The sequence below is a fragment of the Pseudomonas fakonensis genome (genome assembly GCF_019139895.1).
In the GTDB taxonomy this organism is placed as follows: domain Bacteria; phylum Pseudomonadota; class Gammaproteobacteria; order Pseudomonadales; family Pseudomonadaceae; genus Aquipseudomonas; species Aquipseudomonas fakonensis.
Genome location: NZ_CP077076.1, coordinates 3,988,793 through 4,003,183, shown reverse-complemented (window position 1 = coordinate 4,003,183; position 14,391 = coordinate 3,988,793). Strand labels below are relative to the sequence as shown.

At 63.7% G+C, this 14,391-nt stretch carries 11 protein-coding genes; 1 reads left to right on the top strand and 10 read right to left on the bottom strand.

Annotation, left to right across the window (positions count from 1 at the left end):
• Nucleotides 1-2 precede the first annotated feature (2 nt).
• From nuoH to KSS94_RS17500, 10 genes are all read right to left on the bottom strand, one after another.
• A complete protein-coding gene (nuoH, locus tag KSS94_RS17545; RefSeq protein ID WP_217839354.1) occupies nt 3-1,010 on the bottom strand; it encodes an NADH-quinone oxidoreductase subunit NuoH in 1,008 nt (335 codons plus the stop codon).
• A complete protein-coding gene (gene nuoG / locus KSS94_RS17540; RefSeq protein ID WP_217839353.1) occupies nt 1,007-3,721 on the bottom strand; it encodes an NADH-quinone oxidoreductase subunit NuoG in 2,715 nt (904 codons plus the stop codon). The genes nuoH and nuoG overlap by 4 nt, the downstream gene beginning before the upstream one ends.
• Before the next feature lie 133 nt (nt 3,722-3,854).
• Nucleotides 3,855-5,216 (bottom strand): NADH-quinone oxidoreductase subunit NuoF, encoded by a 1,362-nt coding sequence (nuoF, locus tag KSS94_RS17535; protein ID WP_217839352.1) that lies wholly within the window; start codon nt 5,214-5,216, stop codon nt 3,855-3,857.
• The gene (gene nuoE, locus KSS94_RS17530; protein ID WP_045188416.1) at nt 5,213-5,710 is read right to left on the bottom strand and encodes an NADH-quinone oxidoreductase subunit NuoE; all 498 of its coding nucleotides are present in this window, start codon (nt 5,708-5,710) and stop codon (nt 5,213-5,215) included. The genes nuoF and nuoE overlap by 4 nt, the downstream gene beginning before the upstream one ends.
• Nucleotides 5,711-5,712: 2 nt before the next feature.
• The gene (nuoC, locus tag KSS94_RS17525; protein WP_217839351.1) at nt 5,713-7,494 is read right to left on the bottom strand and encodes an NADH-quinone oxidoreductase subunit C/D; all 1,782 of its coding nucleotides are present in this window, start codon (nt 7,492-7,494) and stop codon (nt 5,713-5,715) included.
• A 79-nt stretch (nt 7,495-7,573) separates the two neighbouring features.
• Nucleotides 7,574-8,251 (bottom strand): NuoB/complex I 20 kDa subunit family protein, encoded by a 678-nt coding sequence (locus KSS94_RS17520; RefSeq protein ID WP_136915681.1) that lies wholly within the window; start codon nt 8,249-8,251, stop codon nt 7,574-7,576.
• 9 nt (nt 8,252-8,260) lie between these two features.
• Nucleotides 8,261-8,674 (bottom strand): NADH-quinone oxidoreductase subunit A, encoded by a 414-nt coding sequence (locus KSS94_RS17515; protein ID WP_217839350.1) that lies wholly within the window; start codon nt 8,672-8,674, stop codon nt 8,261-8,263.
• 381 nt (nt 8,675-9,055) lie between these two features.
• Entirely contained in the window at nt 9,056-9,718 is a 663-nt protein-coding gene (locus KSS94_RS17510; RefSeq protein WP_217839349.1) for a lysoplasmalogenase, read from the bottom strand.
• A 283-nt stretch (nt 9,719-10,001) separates the two neighbouring features.
• Nucleotides 10,002-11,327, bottom strand: coding sequence for an isocitrate lyase (aceA, locus tag KSS94_RS17505; RefSeq protein WP_217839348.1), 1,326 nt, complete (start codon nt 11,325-11,327; stop codon nt 10,002-10,004).
• 489 nt (nt 11,328-11,816) lie between these two features.
• Nucleotides 11,817-12,581, bottom strand: coding sequence for a secretin GspD/PilQ domain-containing protein (locus KSS94_RS17500; RefSeq protein WP_225935800.1), 765 nt, complete (start codon nt 12,579-12,581; stop codon nt 11,817-11,819).
• Between the two features lie 240 nt (nt 12,582-12,821).
• Here KSS94_RS17500 and KSS94_RS17495 point away from each other — a divergent pair, with 240 nt between their 5' ends.
• Nucleotides 12,822-14,264 carry a SulP family inorganic anion transporter gene (locus tag KSS94_RS17495; protein WP_217839347.1) on the top strand — a complete coding sequence of 481 codons (1,443 nt, stop codon included), beginning with the start codon at nt 12,822-12,824 and terminating at the stop codon, nt 14,262-14,264.
• The last annotated feature ends 127 nt before the right edge of the window (nt 14,265-14,391 follow it).

Genomic DNA, 14,391 nt, shown 5'->3' with positions numbered 1-14,391 from the left:
CCTCACTGGGCCGCGACGGCTGGCGTGTTGTAAAGCACGATCGCAGCGGTCACCAGCAAATTGATCAGGGTCAGCGGCAGGCAGAACTTCCAGCTGAAGTCCATCACCTGGTCATAGCGCGGGCGCGGGATCGAGGCGCGCAGCAGGATGAACAGCATGATGAAGAACGCGGTCTTCAGGGCGAACCACAGGAACGGCACCTGCGGCAGGATGCCGAACGGGCCGTGCCAGCCACCGAAGAACAGGGTTACCAGCAGCGCCGAGATCAGGATGATGCCGATGTATTCACCGACGAAGAACATGCCCCATTTCATGCCGGCATATTCGATGTGGTAGCCGTCGGCCAGTTCCTGTTCCGCTTCCGGCTGGTCGAACGGGTGACGGTGAGTCACGGCGACGCCAGCGATGAAGAAGGTGCAGAAGCCGAAGAACTGCGGAATGATGAACCACAGGTTCTGGGCCTGGTATTCAACGATGTCGCGCATGTTGAACGAACCCACCTGCACCACCACGCCCATCAGCGCCAGGCCCAGGAACACCTCGTACGACACGGTCTGCGCCGAAGCACGCAAGCTGCCCAGCAGGGCGTACTTGTTGTTCGACGACCAGCCGGCGAACAGCACCGCGTACACCGAAAGGCCGGCCATGGCGAAGAAGAACAGCAGGCCGATGTTCAGGTCGGCGACGCCCCAGCCCGGGCTGATCGGAATGATCGAGAAGCCGATGAGCAGGGCGCTCATGGCCACGACCGGCGCCAGGGTGAAGATCATCTTGTCGACGAAGGGCGGGTTCCAGTCTTCCTTGAAGAACATCTTCAGCATGTCGGCGGCGATCTGGAACATGCCGAACGGGCCAACGCGGTTCGGGCCGTAACGGTCCTGCCACCAGCCCAGCAGACGACGCTCGACGAAGCTGAGCAGGGCGCCGCAGACCACCACGGCCAGCAGCACCACGATAGCCTTGACGACCTGAATGATCACATCGATCACTTCGGGGGTGAACCAGCTCATTGTGCTGCCTCCTGCAGGCCTTCGACGGATGCACCGAAGATGGCAGGCGGGATGCCGGCCAGGCCTTTGGGCAACGCAACCAGGCCAGCGCCCAGTTGTTCATTGATACGCAGCGGCAGGCGCAGCGCGTGGCCTGCGACGTTCAGGCTCAGCAGGGCACCGTCGTTGACGCCCAGACGGTCGGCCTCGGACTTGGCCAATGCTACGTACGGGGCCGGGATGCGCTCCTGCACCGGGGTGGCGCGCGAGGAATTCTCTTCGCTGCCGAACAGGTGGAAGAACGGTACCGCAGTCCAGGTGCCACGGGCCGGGTTGAAGGCAGCCGGGATGGCGCTGAACCAGCTCAGGCGGTCGCCTTGCGACTCGATCAGGCGCACGCCCGGGTCACCGGCGCGCAGATGGCCACCGACCTCGTCCTGGAACTTGTTCCAGGCTTGCGGCGAGTTCCAGCCCGGCGACCAGGCGAACGGCACCTGCTGGCGCGGTTCGGCCGAACCCGAATAGCCTTCCATCGAGAAGGCGAACGCGGTGTCCTTGTCCTGTGGGGTGCGTGGCTCGTGCACGCTGATGTTGGCGCGCATGGCGGTACGGCCCGAGTAGCGCAGCGGCTCACGGGCCAGCTTCATGCCCTTGATGCGGAACGCGGCGGAAGGCGCTGCGTTGACGATGCCGGCCAGTTGCGGGGCGGCTTCGGCGCAGGCGCTGGTGACGTGGTCCAGCTGGGTCCAGTCCACCGGCTTGTTCAGCAGGGTCGCACGCAGGGCGTGCATCCAGCGCCAGCCTTCATGGATCTGGATGCTGCTGTCCAGGTACTGCGGGTCGAACACCTGGAAGAAGCGCTGGGCACGGCCTTCCTGGCTGACCAGGGTGCCGTCGCCTTCGGCGAACGAGGCAGCCGGCAGCACCAGGTGGGCGCGGTCCAGGGTGGCGGTCTTGGTGTGGTCGGCGACGATCACGACCTTGGCCGCAGCCAGGGCGGCGTCGACCTTGGCAGCCGGTACGCGGGTGTACAGGTCGTTTTCCAGTACCACGATGGCATCGGCCTTGCCGCTGATCACCGCGTCCAGCGCAGCGTCGACGGACTCACCGCCCATCATCGCCATGCCGAGGCTGTTGGCCTCAGGGACGACCAGGGTGAGCGAACCGTTCTTCTCGCGCAGCTTGAGGGCTTTGGCGATGTTGGCGGCGGCTTCGATCAGTGCAGGTTCTGCCAGCGAAGCGCCGGCGACCACCAGCGGGCGGTTGGCCGCGACCAGGGCATCGGCGATGCGCTGGGCGAGGGCCTTGGCTTCGCTGTCCAGGCCGTCGACGGCCGGCGCGCTCGGGTCGATGGCGTGGGCCACGGCGAAGCCGATGCGGGCCAGGTCCGCAGGCGCTGCGTGCACACACTCTTCGGCGACGTCGTCGAGCTTGGTTTCAGCCAAGGATGCGATGAACAGCGGGTACAGCGCGTGCTGGCCGATGTTCTTCACCGCAGCGTCCAGCCATGGCTGGACGCGCATGGCATCGGCCATGGCTTCGGCCTTGCCCTTGGTCGCCTGGCGCACGGCCAGGGCGACGCGGGCGGCGGTCTGGGTCAGGTCTTCACCAAGCACGAATACCGCGTCGTGGTCTTCGATATCGCGCAGGGTAGGTACGGGCAGCGGGCTGTTGTTCAGCACGTCCAGCGCCAGGCGCACGCGGGCCAGCTCGCCGGCTTCCATACCCGAGTAGAAGTACTCGGCGCCGACCAGCTCACGCAGGCCGTAGTTGCTCTCGAGGCTGGCGCGTGGCGAGCCGATACCGACGATGGTGCGCCCGCGCAGCAGGTCGGCGGCTTTGTCCAGGGCGGTGTCGAGGGACAGCTTGCTGCCATCGGCCAGCCGTGGCTGGCGCGGGCGGTCCTTGCTGTTGACGTAGCCATAGCCGAAGCGGCCACGGTCGCACAGGAAGTACTGGTTCACCGAGCCGTTGAAGCGGTTCTCGATGCGGCGCAGTTCGCCATAACGCTCCCCGGGGCTGATGTTGCAGCCGCTGGAGCAGCCATGGCAGATGCTTGGGGCAAACTGCATGTCCCACTTGCGGTTGTAGCGCTCGGAGTGGGTCTTGTCGGTGAACACACCGGTCGGGCAGACCTCGGTGAGGTTGCCGGAGAACTCGCTTTCCAGCACGCCGTCTTCAACGCGACCGAAGTACACGTTGTCGTGGGCGCCGTACACACCCAGATCGGTGCCGCCGGCGTAGTCCTTGTAGTAGCGCACGCAGCGGTAGCAGGCGATGCAGCGGTTCATCTCGTGGGCGATGAACGGGCCGAGGTCCTGGTTCTGGTGGGTACGCTTGGTGAAACGGTAGCGGCGCTCGTTGTGGCCGGTCATTACCGTCATGTCCTGCAGGTGGCAGTGACCGCCTTCCTCGCACACCGGGCAGTCGTGCGGGTGGTTGGTCATCAGCCACTCGACGACGCTGGCGCGAAACGCCTTGGACTCTTCATCTTCGATGGAGATCCAGGTGCCGTCGGAGGCAGGGGTCATGCAGGACATGACGATACGACCACGGGTGTCGTTCTCGTCGGTGTACTGCTTGACCGCACATTGCCGGCAGGCGCCGACGCTTCCGAGCGCCGGGTGCCAGCAGAAATAGGGGATATCGAGGCCTAGCGACAGACACGCCTGTAACAGGTTGTCTGCACCGTTGACTTCGAGCGCTTTGCCGTCTACGTGGATAGTGGCCATTGTTCAAAGTTCTTCGTTGGCCCGCGTGAGCGGGCGTGGCTAATGGAAATCGGTGAGCCTGCGGCCGGCCTCGAGTCGTTCGGGCCGGCCGGCGGGCTGGCGGATGGCACGGACCATCCGCAGGTTCATCTTGTTATGCGCCGACAACGATCGGCTTCGCCAGGTTCGGGCGCAGGGTGCCAGCGCTTTCAGGCGCCACACCGGCCTCGAACTCCGAGCGGAAGTATTTGATGGCACTGCCCAACGGCTCGACGGCACCCGGTGCGTGAGCACAGAAGGTGCGGCCTGGGCCGAGGAAGTTGACCAGACCCAGCAGGGTCTCGATGTCTTCGGCGCGGCCCTGGCCGGCTTCCAGCGAGCGCAGCATCTTCACGCTCCATGGCAGGCCGTCGCGGCACGGGGTGCACCAGCCGCAGGATTCGCGGGCGAAGAACTCTTCCATGTTGCGCAGCAGCGAGACCATGTTGACGCTGTCGTCCACCGCCATGGCCAGGCCAGTACCCATCCGGGTGCCGACCTTGGCGATGCCGCCGGCGTACATCTGCGCATCGAGGTGCTCGGGCAGCAGGAAGCCGGTACCGGCGCCGCCTGGCTGCCAGCACTTGAGCTTGAAGCCGTCGCGCATGCCACCGGCGTAGTCTTCGAACAGCTCGCGGGCGGTGACGCCGAATGGCAGCTCCCACAGGCCCGGGTTCTTCACCTTGCCGGAGAAGCCCATCAGCTTGGTGCCGTGGTCTTCGCTGCCTGCGCGGGCCAGCGACTTGTACCAGTCGTTGCCGTTGGCGACGATGGCCGGCACGTTGCACAGGGTCTCGACGTTGTTCACGCAGGTCGGCTTGCCCCACACGCCAACGGCGGCAGGGAAGGGCGGCTTGGAGCGCGGGTTGGCGCGGCGGCCTTCCAGCGAGTTGATCAGTGCGGTTTCTTCACCGCAGATGTAACGCCCGGCACCGGTGTGCACGAACAGCTCGAAGTCAAAACCGCTGCCCAGGATGTTCTTGCCCAGCAGGCCTGCGGCCTTGGCTTCATCGATGGCGCGGTTGAGGTTCTTCGCCGCAGTGGTGTATTCGCCACGCAGGAAGATGTAGCCACGGTAGGCTTTCAGGGCGCGGGCGCTGATCAGCATGCCCTCGACCAGCAGATGGGGCTGTTGCTCCATCAGCATGCGGTCCTTCCAGGTGTTCGGCTCCATTTCATCCGCGTTGCACAGCAGGTAGCGGATGTTCATGGATTCGTCTTTGGGCATCAGGCCCCACTTCACGCCAGTGGGGAAGCCCGCGCCGCCACGGCCCTTGAGGCCGGAGTCCTTGACGCTCTGCACGATGTCGTCGGCGGACATGTCGGCCAGCGCCTTGCGCGCGGCGGCATAGCCGTTCTTCGACTCGTACTCGGCAAGCCACACCGGCTCGCCGTCGTCACGCAGGCGCCAGGTCAGCGGGTGGGTTTCGGCCGTGCGCGCAATGCGGTTGGCCGGGCCGAAGGAAGTGATGGTCATACGTAACCCTCCAGCAGCTTGGAGACGCCGGCAGGCTGCACGTCGCCAAAGGTATCGTCGTCGATCATCAGCGCCGGGGCCTTGTCGCAGTTGCCCAGGCAGCACACTGGCAGCAGGGTGAAGCGCCCGTCCGCGGTGGTCTGGCCCAGGCCGATGCCCAGCTCGCTCTGGATCTGGCTGACCACCGACTCGTGGCCACCGATGTAGCAGACCATGCTGTCGCACACACGGATGATGTGGCGCCCGACCGGCTGGCGGAAGATCTGGCTGTAGAAGGTGGCCACGCCTTCGACGTCGCTGGCCGGGATGCCCAGCACTTCGCCGATGGCGTAGATGGCGCCGTCCGGCACCCAGCCACGTTCCTTCTGGACGATCTTCAGGGCTTCGATGGACGCCGCACGCGGGTCCTCGTAGTGGTGCATCTCGTGCTCGATGGCCGAGCGCTCGGTTTCGCTCAGGGCGAAACGGTCGGTTTGGATAAGCGTGTTGTTCATGCTTAGCGGTCCACGTCAGCCATAACGAAGTCGATACTGCCCAGGTACGCGATCAGGTCCGCGACCATGCTGCCTTTGATCACCGAAGGGATCTGCTGCAGGTGCGGGTAGCTGGGGGTACGGATCCGGGTGCGGTAGCTCATGGTGCCGCCATCGCTCGTCAGGTAGTAACTGTTGATGCCCTTGGTCGCCTCGATCATCTGGAACGACTCGTTGGCCGGCATGACCGGGCCCCACGAGACTTGCAGGAAGTGGGTGATCAGGGTTTCGATGTGCTGCAGGGTGCGCTCTTTCGGCGGCGGCGTGGTCAGCGGGTGGTCCGCCTTGTACGGGCCTTCCGGCATGTTGCGCAGGCACTGGTCGATGATGCGGATACTCTGGCGCATCTCCTCGACACGGACCATGCAGCGATCGTAGGCATCGCCGTTGTGGGCCAGCGGTACTTCGAACTCGAAGTTCTCGTAGCCGGAGTAGGGGCGCGCTTTACGCAGGTCGAAGTCGCAACCGGTGGAGCGCAGGCCGGCACCAGTGGTGCCCCATTCCAGGGCTTCCTTGGTGTTGTAGGCGGCGACGCCGATGGTACGGCCTTTGAGGATGCTGTTCTGCAGGGCAGCCTTGGTGTATTCGTCCAGGCGCTTGGGCAGCCATTCGACGAAGTCCTTGACCAGCTTGTCCCAGCCGCGCGGCAGGTCGTGGGCAACACCACCGATGCGGTACCAGGCCGGGTGCAGGCGGAAACCGGTGATCGCTTCGATCACGGTGTAGGCGCGCTGGCGGTCGGTGAAGGTGAAGAACACCGGGGTCATGGCGCCGACGTCCTGGATGTAGGTACCCAGGAACAACAGGTGGCTGGTGATGCGGAAGAACTCGGCGAGCATGATGCGAATCACGTCGACTTTTTGTGGTACCTGAATACCGGCCAGCTTCTCCACCGCCAGTACGTACGGCAGGTTGTTCATCACCCCGCCGAGGTAGTCGATACGGTCGGTGTAGGGGATGAAGCTGTGCCACGACTGGCGCTCGGCCATTTTCTCGGCGCCACGGTGGTGGTAGCCGATGTCCGGGACGCAGTCGACGATCTCTTCACCGTCCAGCTGCAGCACGATACGGAACGCACCGTGGGCCGAAGGGTGGTTGGGGCCCAGGTTGAGGAACATGTAGTCCTCGTTGGCGCCCGAACGCTTCATGCCCCAGGCTTCGGGGTTGAAACGCGCCGACTCTTCTTCAAGCTGCTGCTTGGCCAGGGTCAGGCTGTAGGGGTCGAACTCGGTGGCGCGCGCCGGGTAGTCCTTGCGCAGCGGGTGGCCTTCCCAGGTGGGCGGCATCATGATGCGGCTCAGATGCGGGTGGCCGGCAAAGTCGATGCCGAACATGTCCCAGACTTCACGCTCGTACCAGTTGGCGTTGGGCCAGATGCCGGTCACGGTGGGCAGGTTCAGGTCGCCTTCGCTCAGCGACACCTTGATCATCACGTCGCTGTTACGTTCCACCGACAACAGGTGGTAGAACACGCTGAAGTCGGCGGCAGGCAGGCCGCGGCGCTGGGTGCGCAGCCGCTCGTCGACGCCGTGCAGGTCGTACAGCATGCTGTACGGCTTGGCCACGCCCCGCAGGAAGCTCAGCACTTCCTTGAGTTGCGCGCGTTTTACCCACAGTACCGGCATGCCGGTGCGGGTTTCCTGGGCGACGAATGCGTCGGCGCCAAAACGGTTGTGCAGTTCGACGACCACATCCTGGTCGTCAGCCTTGTAGGGCGGAATATAAATAGCGTTGTCCGCTGTCATGGTCTCGGTCGCTTTGGGTCAGCGTTAAGAATGAAGCCAGGCCGCCGGCTCATCGCTGAGCGGGCGGCAGGTCGCTGGATCAGACTTCGTCGGGGCTGCGCAGGTTGGTTACCGCAATGCGCTGTTCGCGACGCAGGTCTTTCTGGGCTGGCATTTCGGCACGGTAGATGCCTTGATCACCAACTACCCAGGAAAGCGGGCGTCGTTCTTGGCCGATCGACTCCTGCAGCAGCATCAAGCCTTGCAGGAACGCTTCGGGGCGCGGCGGGCAGCCAGGCACGTACACGTCCACGGGGAGGAACTTGTCGACCCCCTGAACGACCGAGTAGATGTCGTACATGCCGCCGGAGTTGGCGCACGAACCCATGGAGATGACCCATTTGGGCTCGAGCATCTGCTCGTACAGGCGCTGGATGATCGGCGCCATCTTCACGAAGCAGGTGCCGGCGATGACCATGAAGTCGGCCTGACGCGGCGAGGCCCGGATGACTTCGGCGCCGAAGCGCGCGATGTCGTGGGGTGCCGTGAAGGCCGTGGTCATTTCCACGTAGCAGCAGGACAGGCCGAAGTTGTACGGCCAGAGGGAGTTCTTGCGACCCCAGTTGACCGCGCCACGCATCACATCTTCAAGCTTGCCCATGAAGATGTTCTTGTGGACCTGGTCCTCTAGCAGTTGATCGGTGACGGTTTCCCGCTCACCGACCGGATACTGCTCGTTGGGTGCATCCGGATCGATTCTGGTGAGATTGTATTGCATGCCAAAGCCTCATTGTTTCAGCTTCGCTTGCCGCTTGCGGCGACCTTCGGGAGCCCAATCGAGCGCCCCGACGCGCCAAAGGTAGACAAGACCTGCCAACAGAATTGCTATGAAAACGAGTGCTTCGACGAATCCGGTCCAGCCGCTTTCGCGGACGGACACAGACCATGCATACAGGAAGAGGGCTTCGATATCGAAGATCACGAACAACATCGCGACCAGATAGAATTTGGCGGACAGGCGCAGGCGGGCGCTGCCGACGGGCAGCATGCCGGATTCGAAGGGTTCGTTCTTGGCGCGGCCCCAGGCCTTGCTACCGAGCAGGCTGGACAGGCCGAGCATGAAGGCACACAGGCCGACGACACCCAGGAGGAAGATGGCAAAGCCCCAGTTGTGGGCCATGAGTCCTACCGAATCGGACATGCTAGAAATCCTTATACAGAGACCCAGCTCTGCAGTCTGAAATAAGTAGAGCGGCGACGCGGTGTCGCAGGTGCAGTGACCAAATGTCGCAGCTGAATCAATCGCGCTGATTTTATGGGTAAACCCACTGCAAGTAAAATTTCCGTTGCAAATTTATTCGTAGGTTTAAGAACAAAAACCGTTCGTAACTGGCTGAAACCCTTGAGTTTCGGGCATTGCGTGCGGTTTTGTTAATTATGTTTCTTACCTCGCGTAACGGCGGCCTAGTTGTGTAATGATAATTAATATCATTTGTCTTGAGCTGTACTCTTTCAGCAGTTCTGAGCCTTGCAAAGTTCAACTGGCGGTTGGCCCCTCTTGCAAATGGGAAAAGGTCTCGTTCTAGCAGCTGCGCAAATTGTCTGCACCGCTCTGGGTCAATGCTTTGTCGGTTTTGCCGCTGCTCGCGGACGCGGCGATAAGCCACTGGCCGAGCCAGTACAGCAGGATGATCAGGTACTGCGCCGCAGCGAACGGGCTGACGAAACGGTCGATGCCGATCAGGCTGTCGGAGAGCACGAAGGCACAGGCGCCCAGTGCGGCGACACCGCCGCAGGCCAGGGCGCGCCAGAGCATGGCGCCGATGGCCAGTGCGTACAGCGCTACCGGAATCAGCAGCGGGCCGAGCCCGTGGCTGGCAAGCAGGCCGAACAGGCCGCCGCCGACCAGCACGGCGAACGCCAGCGCCGGCAGGGCCGGGCGCAGGGTGAGGCTGCAGTAGCCGCGCAGGTAGGCCAAGTGGGCGCACAGAAAGGCGGCCAAGCCGAACACGAACAAGTCCTTGGGGATGGCCAGCAGGAGGTCGCCGAGCACCGAGAGGCCCAGGCCGATCATGATCCAGCGGCGATAGGCAGTGGCGGGGCAGGTGCTCAGCCAGGCGATCAGGGCCAGTACCGGGACGGGTTTGGCCAGCAGGGCGAGCAGGGGGTTGCCGGTGGCCAGTGCATATAGATAGAGGGCGGCTGTGGCGACGGCAATCAGGAGCAGGTGGCTTGGACGGGGCATGGGCGGTCCTTGCTGGCTGTGCTGCCACAAGGATAGACCTGATCTGCAATTTTGCCGGTGCGACGCGTTCCCCTGTAGGAGCGGCCTTGTGCCGCGAAAGCACCGCAAAGCGGCCCCGGGGTTTCAGCGTTGACGCAACGATCGCCCGGGCTGCTACGCAGCCCTTTCCGGCCGGTCCGGCGCCCCGGCGAGGCCGCTCCTACAGGGGGTGGTGTTCAGCCTGAAAATGAAGAAGGCCCGGGATTCTCGCGAACCCCGGGCCTTGCTCAACCGCTCACCAAACTCAGTGGAACTGCTCTTCCTCGGTCGAGCCGGTCAGTGCAGTCACCGACGAAGCGCCACCCTGGATCACGGTGGTCATGTCGTCGAAGTAGCCAGTGCCCACTTCCTGCTGGTGCGCCACGAAGGTGTAGCCCTTGCTGGCGTCGGCGAACTCCTGCTCTTGCAGCTTCACGTAGGCGGTCATGTCGTTGCGGGCGTAGTCGTGCGCCAGGTTGAACATGCCGTGCCACATGTTGTGGATGCCGGCCAGGGTGATGAACTGGTGCTTGTAGCCCATGGCCGACAGCTCGCGCTGGAACTTGGCGATGGTGGCGTCGTCCAGGTTCTTCTTCCAGTTGAAGGACGGCGAGCAGTTGTAGGACAGCAGCTGGTCCGGGTATTCCTTCTTGATCGCCTCGGCGAAGCGGCGGGCCTCGTCCAGGTCGGGCTTGGCGGTTTCGCACCAGATCAGGTCGGCGTACGGGGCGTAGGCCAGGCCGCGGGCGATGGCCTGGTCGAGGCCGGCGCGCACCTTGTAGAAGCCTTCACGGGTACGCTCGCCAATCACGAACGGCTGGTCGTACGGGTCGCAGTCGCTGGTCAGAAGGTCGGCGGCGTTGGCGTCGGTACGGGCCAGGATGATGGTCGGCACGCCGGCAACGTCGGCCGCCAGGCGGGCGGCGACCAGTTTCTGTACCGCTTCTTGCGTCGGCACCAGTACCTTGCCGCCCATATGGCCGCATTTTTTTACCGAGGCCAGCTGGTCTTCGAAGTGCACGCCCGCGGCGCCCGCTTCGATCATGTTCTTCATCAGCTCGTAGGCGTTCAGTACGCCGCCGAAACCGGCTTCGGCGTCAGCCACGATAGGTGCGAAGTAGTCGATGTAGCCAGCGTCGCCCGGGTTCTTGCCGGCTTTCCACTGGATTTGGTCGGCGCGGCGGAACGAGTTGTTGATGCGCTTGACCACGGTCGGTACCGAGTCGACCGGGTACAGCGACTGGTCGGGGTACATGGACTCGGCCGAGTTGTTGTCAGCGGCCACCTGCCAGCCCGACAGGTAGATGGCCTGGATGCCGGCCTTGACCTGTTGCACGGCCTGGCCGCCGGTCAGGGCGCCCATGCAGTTGACGAAATCTTTTTCAGGGCGGAAGGACGGGTGGGCACCTTGGGTGACCAGCTTCCACAGTTTTTCTGCGCCCTGGCGGGCCAGGGTGTGCTCCGGCTGTAGGGAGCCACGCAGGCGAACGACATCGGCGGCGGTGTAGGTACGGGTCACGCCTTTCCAGCGCGGGTTCTCGGCCCAGTCTTTCTCGAGGGCTGCAATTTGCTGTTCGCGTGTCAGTGCCATGGAAATAAACCTCGTCGCATCGATCTTGAGAATAATTGTGCTGATGCTCGGATACGCGGCTCAGAGTGCCTGGCGGCTGGCCGGAGGTTACGCTGCGTTACGCAGAAGGCTCGAAGGGGAAGGGTGTGCAGCCCAGGCGAAGCTGTGCCCTGCAGGTTGGCTCGTGGATGCCTTGCTGCGGTGCGACGCGGTTGCTGGTACTGCGGTGATGCGCTTCCGTCCCTCGGGACAACTTCTTCGTTGCAGTCGCAACCCCATCGAACAGCCTTGTGGGCCGTATGGACACGAAGCGCCTCCGCGGGTACTGGGAGGGCGCTCCGAAGACCCTTGCCAGGGCCTCTGATTAGCGGGAGCGAGGCCATCATGCCCTCGCCAAAAACACCCTGTCAAATGTTTTGTAGTGCTTTTTTGTTGTTACTACATCTTTGGTCTAATGCGACTCACGGGTCAGTTTCAAGGCCTTGGGTCGAGGCCTTGAATTGCCTGGATTCAGTCCACCAGGTCGACTTTGACACGCAATGTCATGTTTTCACCGCGCTGGGTGCTATAGCTCAGGCTTGACGCGCTGCGTTCGGCCTGGCTCTGCTGATTGAACCCTGCCAGGGTGATCCATTCGCCAAGGCGCCCGGTAACGGTTGTGTCGGTACTTTGCACTTTCACTACATCCGGACGTTCCTGGCTCATTCGGTCATTATTGGTGCTTATTTGCAGTCGAACCGTGTCGCCGCTCAGGCGCGGGGTAACGTAGAAACCCTGGGTCACGTTGCGGTATTCGGTGTTGCTTTGCATACGCCCGTAACCGTCGGTGGAGGTGCTGGTAATGGGCACGCTCTGGCCCACCTGGATCAGCGCCGGCTGGCCTTCGCTGGCCTGTACCTGCTGCAGGCCGCCCTCGCGGTTGGCGGTGCCGTAGCGGATGATCCGCGCGTTGCCGCGGTTGTCCTGGAAGTTGCTGTCGTTGTTGTCGACGCTGATCAGCAGGCGCTTGGGGGCTGTATCGAGTTGCTGCAGCAGGGCGCGCAGGTCGTCGATGCGTTGCTGCGGGGCGTTGACGATCAGCTTGTCCTCGAAGGTGCTGACCGTGCCGTCCTTGCCGATGAACGACTGGGCGGCGGGCAGCAGTTCGGTGCTGGCGCGGTGTTGCAGGGGGATGACCTCGGTGGCTGCCTGGGCGGTCAGGCTGGCGGTCAGCAGCAGCGAGGCGAGGAGGGGGCGTAGCGGCATGTCCATGATCTCCGCGGGTGGAATGCTCATGATGGCAAATTTGTCAGCATCTTGCCGGGTATGAATCACAGGGGTGTGAATGAATGCGCGGTGGCCGCTGTCAGACAAATTCCGTAACATCGCCCACCGCCCGATTTGCCCCGGCCCCTGTAGGAGCGGGCTTGCCCGCGATGGCGTCTGATCAGGCGACGAGATTGGCCCTGCCGACGCTATCGCGGGCAAGCCCGCTCCTACATGGATACAGCTTTTGCACCATTTTTCAGGACCTCCATGAAACCCGCTCGCCTACGCGCCGACCTGCTCGCCGGCCTTACCACCTCGTTCGCCCTGGTGCCCGAGTGCATCGCCTTCGCCCTGGTGGCGCACCTCAACCCGCTGATGGGCCTGTACGGCGCCTTCATCATCTGCACCCTGACCGCGCTGTTTGGCGGCCGCCCGGGGATGATCTCCGGCGCTGCCGGCTCCATGGCGGTGGTGATCGTCGCCCTGGTGGTGCAGCACGGTGCCCAGTACCTGCTGGCCACGGTGCTGCTTGGCGGGGTGGTGATGATCCTGTTCGGCGTGCTGCGCCTGGGCAAGCTGGTGCGCCTGGTGCCGTACCCGGTGATGCTCGGCTTCGTCAACGGCCTGGCCATCGTCATTGCCCTGGCGCAGCTGGAGCACTTCAAAGATGGCGAGGACTGGCTCAGCGGTGCGCCGCTGTACCTGATGCTCGGCCTGGTGGCGCTGACCATGCTGGTGGTCTGCGTGTTGCCCAAGATCACCCGTGCAGTGCCGCCGGCGCTGGTGGCCATTCTGGGTGTCGGCCTGCTGGTGTACCTGCTTGGCCTGCCTACCCGCACCCTCGGCGACATGGCGCACATTGCCGGCGGCCTGCCGGGGCTGGCGCTGCCCGATATCCCGTGGAACTTCGAAACCCTGAAGATCATCGCCCCGTATGCGGTGCTGATGGCCATGGTCGGCCTGCTGGAAACCCTGCTCACCCTCAACCTCACCGACGAGATCACCGAAAGTCGCGGCTTCCCGGACCGCGAGTGTGTCGCGCTGGGCGCCGCGAACATGGTTTCGGGGTTGTGTGGTGGTATGGGTGGCTGCGCGATGATCGGCCAGACGGTGATCAACCTCAGCTCCAATGGCCGCGGTCGGCTGTCGGGGGTGGTGGCGGGGGTGATGATTCTGCTGTTCGTGCTGTTCCTGTCGCCGCTGATCGAGCGCATTCCGCTGGCGGCGCTGGTGGGGGTGATGTTCGTGGTGGCCCAGCAGACCTTCGCCTGGGCCTCGTTGCGGGTGCTGCACAAGGTGCCGGTCAGCGATGTGCTGGCGATCATCGCGGTTACCGTGGTGACGGTGTTCACCGACCTGGCCACGGCGGTGCTGTTCGGCATCGTCATCGCGGCGGTGAACTTCGCCTGGCAGCACGCGCGGGAGCTGTATGCCGACAGTCACGAGGACGCCGAGGGCAGCAAGCACTACCAGGTGCACGGCACGCTGTTCTTCGCCTCGACCACGCCATTTTTGAACCAGTTCGACCCGGCGGGCGACCCGGCCAAGGTGACCCTGGATTGCCAGCACCTGAGCTTTGTCGATTATTCGGCGGTGGCTGCGTTGAAAACCCTGCGTGAGCGCTATGCCAAGGCCGGCAAGCACCTGCGGGTGGTGCACTTGTCGGAGCGCTGCAAGAAGCTGCTCAAGCGGGCCGGCGAGCAGCACTGATTTCTGCAGCTGCGAACGCGATCCCTGTAGGAGCGGCCTTGTGCCGCGATAGGGCGCGCAGCGGCCCCATGATTTACGTCACCTGCAAAACTGCCGGGGCTGCTCTGCAGCCCTTTCGCGGCGCAAG